10 protein-coding genes are annotated in these 14,752 nt (G+C 70.4%); 7 read left to right on the top strand and 3 right to left on the bottom strand.

Features of this window, described 5'->3' with window-relative positions:
- The first annotated feature begins 120 nt into the window (after positions 1 to 120).
- From IE237_RS34175 to IE237_RS34150, 6 genes are all read left to right on the top strand, one after another.
- Positions 121 to 1,185 carry a sugar ABC transporter substrate-binding protein gene (locus IE237_RS34175; protein ID WP_189806058.1) on the top strand — a complete coding sequence of 355 codons (1,065 nt, stop codon included), beginning with the start codon at positions 121 to 123 and terminating at the stop codon, positions 1,183 to 1,185.
- Positions 1,186 to 1,462: 277 nt separating this feature from the next.
- The gene (locus IE237_RS34170; RefSeq protein WP_015037000.1) at positions 1,463 to 2,251 is read left to right on the top strand and encodes an ATP-binding cassette domain-containing protein; all 789 of its coding nucleotides are present in this window, start codon (positions 1,463 to 1,465) and stop codon (positions 2,249 to 2,251) included.
- Positions 2,248 to 3,543 (top strand): sugar ABC transporter permease, encoded by a 1,296-nt coding sequence (locus tag IE237_RS34165; RefSeq protein WP_189806057.1) that lies wholly within the window; start codon positions 2,248 to 2,250, stop codon positions 3,541 to 3,543. Before IE237_RS34170 ends, IE237_RS34165 begins: the two co-directional genes overlap by 4 nt.
- Positions 3,544 to 3,753: 210 nt before the next feature.
- Positions 3,754 to 5,673, top strand: a complete 1,920-nt coding sequence (gene dxs, locus IE237_RS34160; RefSeq protein ID WP_189806056.1) for a 1-deoxy-D-xylulose-5-phosphate synthase — start codon at positions 3,754 to 3,756, stop codon at positions 5,671 to 5,673.
- Positions 5,674 to 5,794: 121 nt separating this feature from the next.
- The gene (locus tag IE237_RS34155; protein WP_229843843.1) at positions 5,795 to 7,309 is read left to right on the top strand and encodes an amino acid permease; all 1,515 of its coding nucleotides are present in this window, start codon (positions 5,795 to 5,797) and stop codon (positions 7,307 to 7,309) included.
- A gap of 99 nt (positions 7,310 to 7,408) precedes the next feature.
- On the top strand, positions 7,409 to 8,488 hold the full coding sequence (locus IE237_RS34150) for a PLL family lectin (protein ID WP_189806054.1): 1,080 nt from the start codon (positions 7,409 to 7,411) through the stop codon (positions 8,486 to 8,488).
- A gap of 80 nt (positions 8,489 to 8,568) precedes the next feature.
- On the opposite strand, the gene IE237_RS34145 is transcribed toward IE237_RS34150, so the two are convergent.
- Positions 8,569 to 10,707 carry a 3-hydroxyacyl-CoA dehydrogenase NAD-binding domain-containing protein gene (locus IE237_RS34145; RefSeq protein ID WP_189806053.1) on the bottom strand — a complete coding sequence of 713 codons (2,139 nt, stop codon included), beginning with the start codon at positions 10,705 to 10,707 and terminating at the stop codon, positions 8,569 to 8,571.
- A complete protein-coding gene (locus IE237_RS34140; protein WP_189806052.1) occupies positions 10,704 to 11,918 on the bottom strand; it encodes a thiolase family protein in 1,215 nt (404 codons plus the stop codon). The genes IE237_RS34145 and IE237_RS34140 overlap by 4 nt, the downstream gene beginning before the upstream one ends.
- A 295-nt stretch (positions 11,919 to 12,213) precedes the next feature.
- On the opposite strand from IE237_RS34140, the gene IE237_RS34135 reads away from it, so the two are divergent.
- Complete coding sequence (locus IE237_RS34135; RefSeq protein ID WP_189806051.1) at positions 12,214 to 13,335, top strand: alpha/beta hydrolase; 1,122 nt, start codon at positions 12,214 to 12,216, stop codon at positions 13,333 to 13,335.
- Positions 13,336 to 13,389: 54 nt separating this feature from the next.
- On the opposite strand, the gene IE237_RS34130 is transcribed toward IE237_RS34135, so the two are convergent.
- Positions 13,390 to 14,673 carry a ribonuclease D gene (locus IE237_RS34130; RefSeq protein WP_189806050.1) on the bottom strand — a complete coding sequence of 428 codons (1,284 nt, stop codon included), beginning with the start codon at positions 14,671 to 14,673 and terminating at the stop codon, positions 13,390 to 13,392.
- Positions 14,674 to 14,752: the final 79 nt, after the last annotated feature.

Genomic DNA, 14,752 nt, shown 5'->3' with positions numbered 1-14,752 from the left:
AACGAACACCGTCGTTGTCATCTCGTTAAGAATTTACTTCTTGACGTCAACGTTACAGCCGAGTTGACTTCGTGCCACCTCGGCCGCAACGTCGCGGCCTCGTCAGGGAGGCAACCCCACATGAACGCAGTGACGCGCCGCGCCGTCATAGCCACGGCCGCGGTCTCGATGGCCCTCTCGCTCGCCGCCTGCGGCCAGGCCGGCGGCGACGACAGCGGAGACAAGGGCAGCTCGACCAAGATCGGTCTGCTCCTTCCCGAGAACAAGACCTCGCGCTACGAGGCCCTGGACAAGCCCCAGTTCGAGAAGGCCGTCAAGGCCGCCTGCTCCGACTGCGAGATCGTCTACAACAACGCGGTCTCCGACGTCGTGAAGCAGAAGCAGCAGTTCGACCAGCTGATCGCCGACGGCGTCAAGGTCATCGCGCTCGACCCGGTCGACGCCGCCAAGGCCGAGGGCTGGGTCAAGGACGCGAAGGCCAAGGGCGTCAAGGTCGTCGCGTACGACCGTGCCGTCCCGGGCGCCGACGCCTACGTCAGCCACGACAACAACAAGGTCGGCGAGCTCCAGGGCCAGGCCCTGCTGACCGCGCTGGGCGCGAAGGCCGCCACCGCCAACGTCGTGATGATCAACGGCGACGAGAAGGACCCGAACGCCGCCCTCTTCAAGAAGGGCGCCCACACCGCCCTCGACGGCAAGGTCGGCAAGATCGCCTACGAGGCCTCCGGCGAGTGGGACCCGAAGGTCGCGGGCGAGAAGATGTCCGCCGCGATCTCCTCGGTCGGCAAGGACAAGATCGGCGCCGTCTACTCCGCGAACGACGGCATGGCCGGCGGCATCATCACCTCCCTCGAGAACGCCGGCGTCAAGGGCATCCCGGTGGGCGGCCAGGACGCCGAGGTCGCGGGCGTCCAGCGCATCATCGCCGGCAGCCAGACCTTCACCATCTACAAGTCGCCGCTCCAGCTGGCCCCCGAGGCCGCCAAGTTCGCGGTGAACCTGCTCAAGGGCAAGGAGATCGGCGCCCAGGGCGAGACCGACGGCGTGCCCAGCACCCTCTTCGCCCCGGTCGTGGTCGACAAGACCAACATCCAGTCCACGGTCGTCAAGGACGGCATCTACAAGGCCGCCGACCTCTGCACCGCGGACCTCGCCGCCAAGTGCACGGAGCTGGGCATCAAGTAGCCCCGGCCCCACCCCGCCGGCCCTCACGGAGCCGGCGGCACGGATCCCGGCACCCGTCGCCCCCTGGCAGGGGCGCCGCCGCCCGCGTACAGAGGGTGAAGACCCCTGGTAACAAGGCCGGCGCCCGACGACCGGATCCGCCCCCCAAGCCCGTCCGGCCCCCGGCCGACCCAGACCCCGCTGTCGGTCCGGGGGCCGGACGAGCTCAGCCCCCCTCGAAACTTCGGCGCTGCACCGCCGGCGCGACATGCCGCCGCCCCCCAGGGCGGCGAAGGAGTTGGTTCACGTGTCCCAGACGCCCGTGCTGGCGTTGCGCGGGATCTTCAAGCGATTCGGAGCGGTTCAGGTCCTCTCCGGTGTCGATCTCGAAGTCCACGCAGGAGAGGTCGTCGCGCTCGTCGGCGACAACGGAGCGGGAAAGTCCACGCTGGTCAAGACGATCGCCGGCGTGCACCCCATCGACGAGGGCGTCATCGAGTGGGAGGGCGAGCGGGTCGAGATCCAGCGTCCGCACGACTCCCAGAACCTCGGTGTCGCGACCGTCTACCAGGACCTCGCGCTCTGCGACAACCTCGACGTCGTCGCCAACCTGTTCCTCGGCCGCGAGATCAAGAAGGGCGGCGTCCTCGACGAGGTCGCCATGGAGAAGCGGGCCAAGGACCTGCTCTCCACGCTCTCCATCCGCATCCCCAGCGTCCGCATCCCCGTCGCCGCCCTCTCCGGCGGACAGCGGCAGGTCGTGGCCATCGCCCGCGCCCTGGTCGGCGACCCCAAGATCGTGATCCTGGACGAGCCGACCGCCGCGCTCGGCGTCGAGCAGACCGCGCAGGTCCTCGACCTGGTCGAGCGGCTGCGCGAGCAGGGCCTCGGCGTCATCCTCATCAGCCACAACATGGCCGATGTGAAGGCCGTCGCCGACACCGTGGCCGTGCTCCGCCTGGGCCGCAACAACGGCACCTTCCCGGTGGCCACCACCACGCACGAAGAGATCATCGCCGCGATCACCGGTGCCACGGACAACGCCGTGACCCGCCGCCAGGCCCGCAACGCGGAGGTAGCGAAGTGAGCACGACCCCCCGTACCTCCGAGGACACCGTGCCCGACCCGCGGACGGGCGAGGAGGCCCCGGCGGCCGCCGCGGTGCCCGCCGTCGACCCCCGCCTCCTCGTCCGCGAGCAGGGCTTCAAGGGGTACGTCGACGAGTTCAAGCGCAAGATCCGCTCCGGCGAGATCGGCTCGCTGCCGGTCGTAGTCGGCCTGATCGTCATCGGCATCGTCTTCCAGGCCCTGACCGGCAACTTCATCACCTCGTACAACCTCGACCAGATCACGCTGTACGCGGTCGGCCCCGGCATCATGGCCGTCGGCATCGTCTTCGTCCTGCTGCTCGGCGAGATCGACCTCGCCGTCGGCTCCGTGGCGGGTCTGGCCGGCTCGGTCTGGGGCGTGCTCGGCACCGACATGCCGGACTCCCTCGCCATCCTCCTCGGCATCCTGTCCGGCACCCTGATCGGCGCCTTCCACGGCCTGGTGTTCGCCAAGATCGGCGTGCCCGCCTTCGTCGTCACCCTCGCCGGCTTCCTCGGCTGGGCCGGCCTGCAGACCTGGGTCATGGGCGACCGCTCCACCATCCCCACCCCGATCGGCAGCTTCGTCGGCGACCTCACCAAGTACTACTTCTCCGACGTCGCCGCCGCCTACGGCCTCGCCGTGGTCGTCGTGGCCGCCTTCTACCTCGCCCAGCTGCGCGACTCCCGCCGCCGCAAGGCCGCCGAGCTGCCGCACCGCCCGCAGAGCGAGATCATCCTGCGCACCGCCGTCCTCGCGGTCCTGGTCCTCGTCGCCGCGTACGGCTTCAACCAGGAGCAGGGCCTGCCGCTCTCCCTGGTGATCTTCCTGGTGATCCTGCTCGTCACCGACTTCGTCCTGCGCCGCACCACCTACGGCCGTCAGGTCTTCGCGGTCGGCGGCGGCATCGAGGCCGCCCGCCGCGCCGGCATCAACGTGTCGTGGATCCGGATCTCGGTCTTCATGATCTCCGGCACGATGGGCGCCATCGGCGGCCTCTTCCTCGCCTCCGCGACGGGCGGCGCCGACCGCTCCCTCGGCGGCGGCAACCAGCTGATGATGTGCATCGCCGCCGCGGTCATCGGCGGCACGTCCCTGTTCGGCGGACGCGGCAAGGTCTGGTCGGCGCTCCTGGGCATCCTGGTCATCCAGTCGATCGTCCAGGGTCTCAACCAGATGAACCTGTCCTCGAACGCGATCCAGTACATGATCACCGGAGCGGTCCTGCTCATCGCCGTGATCATCGACTCGGTCTCCCGCCGCACGCAGAAGACCGCGGGCCGCGCGTAACAACCGTCACAGCAGCCCGGCACCGGGAAACCGGTGCCGGGCTCCCGCGCGTCCGGAGCAGTGCACGCGCGCGTACAGAGCCGTACAGATCAGCGGCTTGTCGGCCGTGCGGGTGACGCCTCACCCCCCGGCCCGATGCCCACGATCCAAGACGGAACATTAGACTCGACAAATCGGCAAGCTCGACCAGCTCAAAGCAAGGAGGAACGGGTGGCTCTGCTGACCCGTATCAGGGGACCGCGAGATCTGGACCGGCTCTCCCCGGAACAGCTGGACCAGCTGGCCGACGAGATCAGGTCGTTCCTCGTGGACGCCGTCTCCAAGACCGGCGGGCACCTCGGACCCAACCTCGGTGTGGTCGAGCTGACCATCGCCCTGCACCGGGTGTTCGACTCCCCGAAGGACAAGGTCCTCTGGGACACCGGCCACCAGAGCTACGTCCACAAGCTGCTCACGGGCCGCCAGGACTTCTCGAAGCTCAAGATGAAGGGCGGCCTCTCCGGCTACCCCTCGCAGGCCGAGTCCGAGCACGACGTCATCGAGAACTCGCACGCCTCCACGGTCCTCGGCTGGGCCGACGGCCTGGCCAAGGCGAACGAGGTCCTGAAGAAGGACGACCACGTCGTCGCGGTCATCGGCGACGGCGCCCTCACGGGCGGCATGGCCTGGGAGGCGCTGAACAACATCGCCGCCGCCAAGGACCGTCCGCTCGTCATCGTCGTCAACGACAACGAGCGCTCCTACGCGCCCACCATCGGCGGCCTCGCCAACCACCTGGCCACCCTGCGCACCACCGACGGCTACGAGCGCTTCCTCGCCCGCGGCAAGGACATCCTGGAGCGCACCCCGGTCGTCGGGAAGCCGCTCTACGAGACCCTGCACGGCGCCAAGAAGGGCCTCAAGGACTTCATCGCCCCGCAGGGCATGTTCGAGGACCTCGGCCTCAAGTACGTCGGCCCCATCGACGGCCACGACATCGAGGCCCTGGAGTCCGCCCTCACGCGCGCCAAGCGCTTCGGCGGCCCCGTGATCGTCCACTGCCTCACCGAGAAGGGCCGCGGCTACCAGCCCGCCCTCCAGGACGAGGCCGACCGCTTCCACGCCGTCGGCAAGATCCACCCCGACACGGGCCTGCCCATCGCCTCCTCCGGCGCCGACTGGACCGGCGTCTTCGCCGAGGAGATGGTCGCGCTCGGCAAGGAGCGCGCGGACATCGTCGCCATCACCGCGGCCATGCTCCAGCCCGTCGGCCTCGACAAGTTCGCGAAGGCCTTCCCCGAGCGGGTCTTCGACGTCGGCATCGCCGAGCAGCACGCCGCGGTCTCCGCGGCCGGCCTCGCCACCGGAGGCCTCCACCCGGTCTTCGCGGTCTACGCGACCTTCCTCAACCGCGCCTTCGACCAGGTCCTGATGGACGTGGCCCTGCACAAGTGCGGCGTCACGTTCGTCCTGGACCGGGCGGGCATCACCGGCACCGACGGCGCCTCGCACAACGGCATGTGGGACATGTCGATCCTCCAGGTCGTGCCCGGCCTGCGGCTCGCCGCCCCGCGCGACGCCGACCAGGTCCGCGCCCAGCTGCGCGAGGCCGTCGAGGTCACCGACGCCCCGACCGTGGTCCGCTTCTCGAAGGGCGCGGTCGGCCCGGCCGTCCCCGCCCTGCGGCGCGTCGGCGGCATGGACGTGCTCCGCGAGCCCGCCTCGGACCGGCCGGACGTCCTCCTGGTCTCCGTGGGCGCCCTGGCCCCCATGTGCCTGGAGGTCGCCGACCTCCTCGACCGGCAGGGCATCTCCACCACGGTCGTCGACCCGCGCTGGGTCAAGCCCGTGGACGAGGCCCTCGCCCCGCTGGCCGAGCGTCACCGGGTCGTCGTCACCGTCGAGGACAACAGCCGTGTCGGCGGTGTCGGCTCGGCCGTCGCCCAGGCGCTGCGCGACGCGGGCGTCGACGTGCCGCTGCGTGACTTCGGCATCCCGCCGCGCTTCCTCGACCACGCCTCCCGCGGCGAGGTCCTGGCCGAGATCGGGCTGACCGCCCCGGACATCGCCCGCCAGGTCACCGGTCTGGTCTCGCGTCTCGACAACCGTTTCGAGACCAGCCCCAAGGCCGTGGAGCCCGCCCGGGACTGACCCGCGCGATCTCACCGAGCGTCACCTTTGGGCCGGTCGGCTCACTCTTCGGAGTGCCGACCGGCCCTTTCGCGTGCATTCTGACCACAGGGCGGGCAGCCCCATGGCAGGGAGGTGCGACGTGAGTACGGACCAGCAACCACGCGCCAATTCCGGATTGTTCCGGACAAAATCGGTCGAACAGTCGATCCGCGACACGGAAGAGCCCGAGCACGCGCTCAAGAAATCCCTGTCGGCCTGGGATCTGACCGTGTTCGGCGTCGGTGTCATCATCGGCACCGGCATCTTCGTCCTCACCGGCAAGGTGGCCAAGGAGAACGCGGGACCGGCCACGGCACTGGCCTTCGTCGCCGCCGGCATCGTGTGCGCCCTGGCCGCCCTGTGCTACGCCGAGTTCGCCTCGACGGTGCCGGTGGCGGGATCGGCGTACACCTTCGCGTACGCGTCGATCGGCGAGCTGCCCGCCTGGATCATCGGCTGGGACCTGGTCCTGGAGTTCGCCCTCGGTACGGCGGTGGTCGCCGTCGGCTGGTCGGGCTACGTCAGATCCCTCATGGACAACATCGGCTGGCACCTGCCGGCCTCGCTCGAAGGCCCGGACATCCCGGGCGGCACCTTCGACATCCTGGCCTTCCTGCTCGTCCTCGTGCTGACCGTGGTCCTCGTCCTCGGCATGAAGCTCTCCGCCCGGATCACCGCGGTCGTCGTCGCGATCAAGGTGACCGTCGTGATGATCGTGATCGTCGCGGGCCTGTTCTTCATCGTCGGCGACAACTACAAGCCCTTCATCCCGCCGGCCGTCAGCCCGCCCGGAGGCACATCCGGCTGGGACTCCCCGATGGTCCAGCTGATCTTCGGATACGAGCCGACGAACTTCGGCGTCATGGGCATCTTCACCGCCGCCTCCGTGGTCTTCTTCGCCTTCATCGGCTTCGACGTCGTCGCCACGGCCGCCGAGGAGACCAAGCTGCCGCAGCGGGACATGCCCCGGGGCATCCTCGGCTCGCTCCTCATCTGCACCGTGCTGTACGTGGCGGTCGCCCTCGTCGTCACCGGCATGCAGCACTACACGGAGCTGTCCGTGAGCGCCCCGCTCGCCGACGCCTTCAAGGCCGCGGGACACCCGTTCTACGCGGGCGTGATCAGCTTCGGCGCCGCCGTCGGCCTCACCACGGTCTGTCTGATCCTGCTGCTCGGCCAGACCCGCGTCTTCTTCGCGATGAGCCGCGACGGCCTGCTGCCGCGCTTCTTCTCCGTCACGCACCCCAAGTTCAAGACCCCGTACCGGCCGACCATCCTGCTCGGTGTGATCATCGCCATCGTCGCCGGTTTCACCAGCATCAACGAACTCGCGACCCTGGTGAACATCGGCACCCTCTTCGCCTTCGTCGTCGTCGCCATCGGCGTCATGGTGCTCCGCCGCACCCGCCCCGACCTGCCGCGCGCCTTCCGCACCCCCTGGGTGCCGGTGCTGCCGATCCTGTCCATCGCCGCCTCCGTCTGGCTCATGCTCAACCTGCCGGGGGAGACCTGGTTCCGGTTCGCCGTCTGGATGGTGATCGGCTTCGTCGTGTACTTCCTGTACGGGCGCCGTCACAGCCGGCTCGGCCGGCAGGGCCGGGACGCCCAGTACTGAGCGGGTGAGGCCGTAGGCGCGGCGGAGAGCGTCAGGGAGGGCGACTACAGTCGCTTCGTACCCGAACTCCTCCCGACGACCGGAGTGCTGGATCCCCTCATGGCGAATCGATCCCAGGCCCCCACCGACCGTTCCCACGGCCCCGCCGCCCCCGTGCTCCAGGGCGGCTGGCTGACCAGAGGGGAGGAGGGCCGGTTCAGCGCCTACCTGCCCCGGGACGGAGAGGTGGTGCGCTGGACCGAGGAGCCCGGCGGCGGCTGGAGCGGGCCGGTCTCCCTCGGCGGCGGGGGCCTGACCGCGTTCCTCGCCGTCGGCCAGGGCGCCGACCGCTACGTCCACCTCGTCGGCCTGCGGCCGACGGGCGGGGACGAGGGACACGTCGAGCTGGTGCACGCCGTCCAGTTCCAGACGGGCCGTCCGGCGGCCGCCTGGCGGCCCCTGGGGCACTCGAACGTCAAGGGCCCCTGGACGGGCAACCCGGCCGTCGCCGTGGACGCCCAGGGCCGTGTCTACGCCTTCGTGCGGAACGGCGGCGGCGGCCTCAGCGTCCGCGCGCAGAAGGACGCGGGCGGCTGGCACCCGTGGTGGGACCTGAAGGGCTCCAGGACCGACCCCTCGCCGGTCGCCGTCACCAACGGTTCCGGTCTCGTCGAGCTGTACACCTGTCACGCGACGGGTGTCGTCCGCTACGTGCAGCGCGAAGCCGGCGCGAAGCCGATCCGGGAGGAGATCCTGCCCACCTCGGTGGTCATGGGCACCCTCGCCGCCGTGATCGGACCCTCCGGGCACGCGACGCTCTTCTACCTCGACGGGGAGGGGCAGGTGACCGCCTGGTCGCCGGAGCGCTCCCTGGAGCCGACGCCGCTGGGCAAGGCCGTCGGCACCGGCCGTCTGTCCGCCACCCGCTGTCTCATCGACGGGTTCGACTGCACGGTCCTCGCCCAGCAGTCCGAGGACGGCAGGCTCGCCCTCGCCGCCTACCCCAGCGAGCAGGAGGCGGAGGGCCTGAACTGGTCCGAGACCGGGGAGCGGCAGGGGAACCTGAACACCGTCCTCACCCGGGGCCTCGACGGCGGCCTGGTCGCGATGGCCGTGGCCGACGGGCGCACGCCGGTCACCACCCGTCAGAAGGTGGGGGCCGAGGGGCTGCTGCTCGAAGGCTGGCGCTCCATAGGCTGAGCCCGCCCCTCCCGGACGCACGCGAACGGCCCCGGCACCTGTGCGAGGTGCCGGGGCCGTTCACGTACGCCCTGCGGTGGTTACGCCGGGACGCTCGCCACGCCCTGGGCCAGGAAACGCTTGCCGTTGACGCGCTCGGAGACGCCCTCACGGTCCAGGTACGGCGTGATGCCGCCCAGGTGGAAGGGCCAGCCCGCGCCCGTGATGAGGCAGAGGTCGATGTCCTGCGCCTCGGCGACGACACCCTCCTCCAGCATCAGGCCGATCTCCTGCGCCACCGCGTCCAGGACGCGGTCGCGGACCTGCTCCTCGGTCAGGACGAGGTCGCCCTGGACGAGGAGGGCGGCGACCTCCGGGTCGAGCTCCGGCTTGAAGCCGTTCTCGGCGTTGTAGACGTAGAAGCCGCGCTTGCCGGCCTCGACGACCGCCTTCAGGTTGGGGGAGACCGTGAAGCGCTCGGGGAAGGAGCGGTTGAGGGTCTCGGAGACGTGCAGACCGATCGCCGGTCCGACGAGCTCCAGGAGCACCAGCGGCGACATCGGCAGACCGAGGGGCTCGATGGCCTTCTCGGCCGTCTCGACCGAGGTGCCCTCGTCGATGACGTTCTGGATCTCGCCCATGAAGCGGGTGAGGATGCGGTTCACGACGAACGCCGGGGCGTCCTTGGTGAGGACCGCGGTCTTCTTCAGCTTCTTCGCCACGCCGAAGGCGGTGGCGAGGGAGGCGTCGTCCGTCTTCTCGCCGCGGACGATCTCCAGGAGCGGGAGGATCGCGACCGGGTTGAAGAAGTGGAAGCCGACCACGCGCTCCGGGTGCTGGAGCTTGGAGGCCATCTCCGAGACGGAGAGCGAGGAGGTGTTGGTGGCGAGGATCGCGTGCGCCGGGGCGACCGCCTCGACCTCCGCGAACACCTTCTGCTTGACGGACATCTCCTCGAACACGGCCTCGATGATGAAGTCCGCGTCCGCGAAGCCCTCGGCCTTGTCGAGGACACCGGAGACCAGGCCCTTGAGACGGTTGGCCTTGTCCTGGTTGATGCGGCCCTTGCCGAGCAGCTTCTCGATCTCGGCGTGGACGTAGCCCACACCCTTGTCGACGCGCTCCTGGTCGATGTCGGTCAGGACGACCGGCACCTCGAGGCGGCGCAGGAAGAGCAGGGCCAGCTGGGAGGCCATCAGACCGGCGCCGACGACACCGACCTTGGTGACCGGGCGGGCCAGGGACTTGTCCGGGGCACCGGCGGGGCGCTTGCCGCGCTTCTGCACCAGGTTGAAGGCGTAGATGCCGGAGCGCAGCTCGCCGCCCATGATCAGGTCCGCGAGGGCCTGGTCCTCGGCGTCGAAGCCCTTCTGCAGGTCGCCGTCCTTGGCGGCCTCGATGATGTCGAGGGCGCGGTAGGCGGCGGGGGCGGCGCCGTGCACCTTGGAGTCGGCGACGAGGCGGCCCTTGGCGACGGCCTGGTCCCAGGCCTCGCCGCGGTCGATCTCGGGACGCTCGACGGTCACGGAGCCGTTGAGGACGGAGGCCGTCCAGATCAGCGACTGCTCCAGGAAGTCGGCACCCTCGAAGAGCGCGTCGGCGATGCCGAGCTCGAAGACCTGCTTGCCCTTGAGCTGACGGTTCTGGTTCAGCGAGTTCTCGATGATGACCGAGACGGCCTTCTCGGCACCGATCAGGTTCGGCAGGATGGCGCAGCCGCCCCAGCCGGGCACCAGGCCGAGGAAGACCTCGGGCAGCGAGAAGGCCGGCAGGGCCTTCGACACGGTGCGGTAGGTGCAGTGCAGACCGACCTCGACGCCGCCGCCCATGGCCGCGCCGTTGTAGTACGCGAAGGTCGGGACGGCGAGCGCGGAGAGGCGCTTGAAGACGTCGTGGCCGCCCTTGCCGATGGCGAGCGCCTCGTCGTGCTTCTTGAGCAGCTCGACGCCCTTGAGGTCGGCGCCGACGGCGAAGATGAACGGCTTGCCGGTGATGCCGACGCCGACGATGTCACCGTTCGCGGCCTCGGCCTCGACCTGGTCGATCGCCGCGTTCAGGTTGGCGAGGGACTGCGGGCCGAAGGTGGTCGGCTTGGTGTGGTCGAAGCCGTTGTCCAGCGTGATCAGCGCGAACCGGCCCGCACCCGCGGGCAGTTCGAAGTGCCGTACGTGGGCGCTGGTGACGACCTCGTCCGGGAAGAGCTCGGCGGCGCCCTTCAGAAGCTCGGCGGTGGTGCTCACTTGCCCTCCCAGTGGGGGTTCTCCCAGATGACCGTCGCGCCCATGCCGAAGCCGACGCACATGGTGTTGAGGCCGTAACGGACCTGCGGGTTCTCCTCGAACTGGCGAGCCAGCTGCGTCATCAGGCGGACGCCGGAGGAGGCGAGCGGGTGACCGTAGGCGATCGCGCCGCCGTACTGGTTCACGCGGGCGTCGTCGTCGGCGATGCCGTAGTGCTCCAGGAAGGCGAGGACCTGGACCGCGAAGGCCTCGTTGATCTCGAAGAGACCGATGTCCTCGATCGAGAGACCGGCCTGCGCGAGCGCCTTCTCCGTCGCGGGGATCGGGCCGTAGCCCATGACCTCGGGCTCGACGCCGGCGAAGGCGTACGAGACGAGGCGCATCTTGACCGGGAGGTCGTTCTCCCGGGCGAAGTCCTCGGAGGCGATGATCGAGGCGGTGGCGCCGTCGTTGAGACCGGCAGCGTTGCCCGCGGTGACGTTGCCGTGGACGCGGAACGGCGTCTTCAGGTTGGCGAGCGACTCCAGGGTGGTGCCCGGGCGCATCGGCTCGTCGGCGGTGACCAGGCCCCAGCCGGTCTCGCCGCCCGCGGGGTCGGTGCGGCGCACCGAGATCGGCACCAGGTCCTGCTGGATCTTGCCGTCGGCGTACGCCTTGGCGGCCTTCTCCTGCGAGCGCACGGCGTACTCGTCGGCGCGGAGCTTGGTGATGCTCGGGTAGCGGTCGTGCAGGTTCTCGGCGGTCATGCCCATGAAGAGGGCGGACTCGTCGACGAGCTTCTCCGACACGAAGCGCGGGTTCGGGTCGACGCCCTCACCCATGGGGTGGCGGCCCATGTGCTCGACGCCACCGGCGATGACGGCGTCGTAGGCGCCGAAGGCGATCGAACCGGCGACGCTCGTGACGGCCGTGAGGGCGCCGGCGCACATGCGGTCGATGGAGTAGCCCGGCACCGACTGCGGCAGCCCGGCGAGGATGCCCGCCGTGCGGCCGAGGGTCAGACCCTGGTCACCGATCTGCGTGGTCGCGGCGATGGCGACCTCGTCGATCTTCGCGGGGTCGAGGCCCGGGTTGCGGCGCAGCAGCTCCCGGATGGCCTTCACGACGAGGTCGTCGGCGCGGGTCTCGTGGTAGATGCCCTTCGGGCCCGCCTTGCCGAACGGGGTGCGGACGCCGTCGACGAAGACGACGTCCCTGACGGTACGAGGCACGATGGCTCTCCTCCAGGGTGCGGGATGGCACTGCTGCTGCGGCCCACGCCTAAGCGTGCGCTTGCTCCCCCCATGCTACTTGTGGGTAACCAGGCTGCCCACCCCCTGAGGGCCAAGCGGTGAAGGTCACACCCCGCACCATCGCGCGCGCCCCTTCCGCGCGCCCCTCCGTTGGGACGGTCCGGCAACCCGATGGGCCCAGGCGGGCGGCCGTGGCGTCGCGTTCGTTCCCCGGCGGGCCGACGCTGGCCGGGCCGGGCGCTCCGCCCCGGACCCGCACACAGAACGGACCCCCATGGCCATCGTCACCACCGACCACTGGCTCAACCACAAGTCCACCGTCCCCGCGAACAAGGGCCAGATCGTCGAGCTCTTCGTACGGGAGCGGAACGGCACGCCGCCCGGACAGAAGCGCAAGCCGGTCCTGATGCTCCACGGCCGGAGCATCCCGGTGCTCCCGGGCTTCGACCTCCGGTACAAGACGTACAGCTGGGCCGGGACCCTGGCGCAGGCCGGCTACGACGTCTTCCTGATGGACCTCCAGGGCTCCGGCCTCTCGGCGCGGCCCATGATGGACGACCCCCGCAACGTCAACCCCGCCCACCAGCACCTGCTGACCCCGAGGCCGCCGGGATTCACGCCGGGCCCGCCGAACTACCCGTACCAGCTGACCGACTCCAACAGCGACCGGGACGAACTGCACGCCGTCGTGGAGTTCATCCGCGAGGAGTGCGACGTCGAGAAGGTCGCCTTCGTCGGATGGTCCGCCGCCGCGTTCACGATGGGACCGTACGCGGTCAAGAATCCCGGGCGGGTGGAGAGCCTGTTCCTGCTGGCGCCGATCTTCCCGGCCCAGGGCTCGTCCAACCCGCCGGTCCCGCTGCCGCAGCCGGGCTTCCCGACCTTCCTCGGCACGAAGAGCGGATTCAAGAACGGCTGGGGCGGCGAGGTGCACTGCGACGGCCAGCGTGAGGACGACGTCGTCGAGGCGGCGTGGGACGCGATCATGAGGTCCGACCACGTGGGCAGCACCTGGGGGTCCTACGACGGACTCAACCGGATCAGGAACTTCGCCCGGTGGGGGTGGAACAAGGCCACCGCGGAGAAGGGGGGAGTACTCGGCGGAAGCGTGCCCGTGCTCCTCGTGTACGGGGAGTTCGACACCCAGGCCAACACGAGTCCCCCCAACCCCAACCCGGAACTCAACTTCTCGGTCCCCGCGCTGTACGACTCCGTCGCCGGCTCCCACAAGCTGATGGTCAAGCTGGCCTGCGCGGGGCATTCGGTGCCCTGGGAGATGCAGCACAAGAACCTGCACGAGCTCTCGAAGCACTGGCTCAAGCATCACAAGGTCGACGGAAAGACCCACGGCGTCTTCGACATGGACGTCGACGGCAACCTCAGCCCGCTGCCGTAGGAAGGCGGAGACCCCGGCGCCGCCGAGGGCGCCGGGGACTCACTTCGGGCGGGGTCACGCGCTCGCCGTCAGCGCCTCCACGAGCAGCGGGGTCACCAGCTCCACCTGCCACGGCCGGGCGCCGTGGCCCGTCAGGGCGGCCGCGACCGTCTCCGGGGTGCCCGGCGACGGCGGCTCCCAGCACACCCGGCGGACGGTGTCGGGCGTGATCAGGTTCTCCTGCGGAAGGTTCAGCTCCTCCGCGAGCGCCGAGACCGCCGCGCGCGCCGCCGAGAGGCGGGCCGCCGCGACCGGGTCCTTGTCCGCCCAGGCGCGCGGCGGGGGCGGCCCCGCGACCTGCTGGCCCGGCTGGGGCAGCTCGCTCTCGGGGAGGGCCCTGGCCCGGTCCACCGCGGCCTGCCACTGCTCCAGCTGGCGGCGGTTCATCCGGTTGCCGAAACCGGGCAGCGCGAGGAGCGCGCCCGAGTTCACCGGCACCGCGAGGGCGGCCTCCACGATCGCCGCGTCGCTGAGCACCTTGCCGGGGGAGACGTCACGCCGCTGGGCGACCTTGTCACGGGCCGTCCACAGCTCCCGTACGACCGCCATCTGACGCCGGCGGCGCACCTTGTGCATGCCGGAGGTCCGGCGCCACGGGTCCTTGCGCGGCGGGGCGGGCGGGGCCGAGGCGATCGCGTCGAACTCCTGGTGGGCCCACTCCAGCTTCCCCTGCCGGTCCAGCTCCTTCTCCAGGGCGTCCCGCAGGTCGACGAGCAGCTCGACGTCCAGGGCCGCGTACCGGAGCCACGGCTCGGGCAGCGGGCGGGTGGACCAGTCGACGGCGGAGTGCCCCTTCTCCAGGGCGTAGCCGAGGACGGACTCGACCATCGCGCCGAGGCCGACGCGCGGGAAGCCCGCGAGACGCCCGGCGAGCTCGGTGTCGAAGAGCGAGGTGGGGAGCATGCCTATGTCACGCAGACACGGGAGGTCCTGGGTCGCGGCGTGCAGGATCCACTCGGTCCCGGCGAGCGCCTCGCCGAGCCCCGAGAGGTCGGGGCAGCCGACGGGGTCGATGAGCGCGGTTCCCGCGCCCTCGCGGCGGAGCTGGACGAGATAGGCGCGCTGGCCGTAGCGGTAGCCGGAGGCGCGCTCGGCGTCCACGGCCACGGGGCCGCTTCCGGCGGCGAACGCGGCGATCACCTCGGCGAGGGCGTCCTCGGTCTCGACGACGGGCGGAATCCCCTCGCGGGGCTCCAGCAACGGGATCGGAAGCCCATTCGCAGGGACATCGTCGTCCGGGGGGCCGCCCCCGGTGGTGCGCAGTGCTGTGTCTGCTGCGGTCTCTTGGGCGTCGGTCACGTGTCAAGGGTATCGGTGAACGGCAAGCGCCTGTCGACGGAACGTTCCGTCGACAGGCGCGGGCCCGTGTCCACCGGCC

Source organism: Streptomyces tanashiensis, from assembly GCF_014648895.1.
Lineage (GTDB): Bacteria > Actinomycetota > Actinomycetes > Streptomycetales > Streptomycetaceae > Streptomyces > Streptomyces tanashiensis.
Note: the sequence above shows the minus strand (reverse complement) of the source record. Positions and strands in the feature narration are given on the sequence as shown.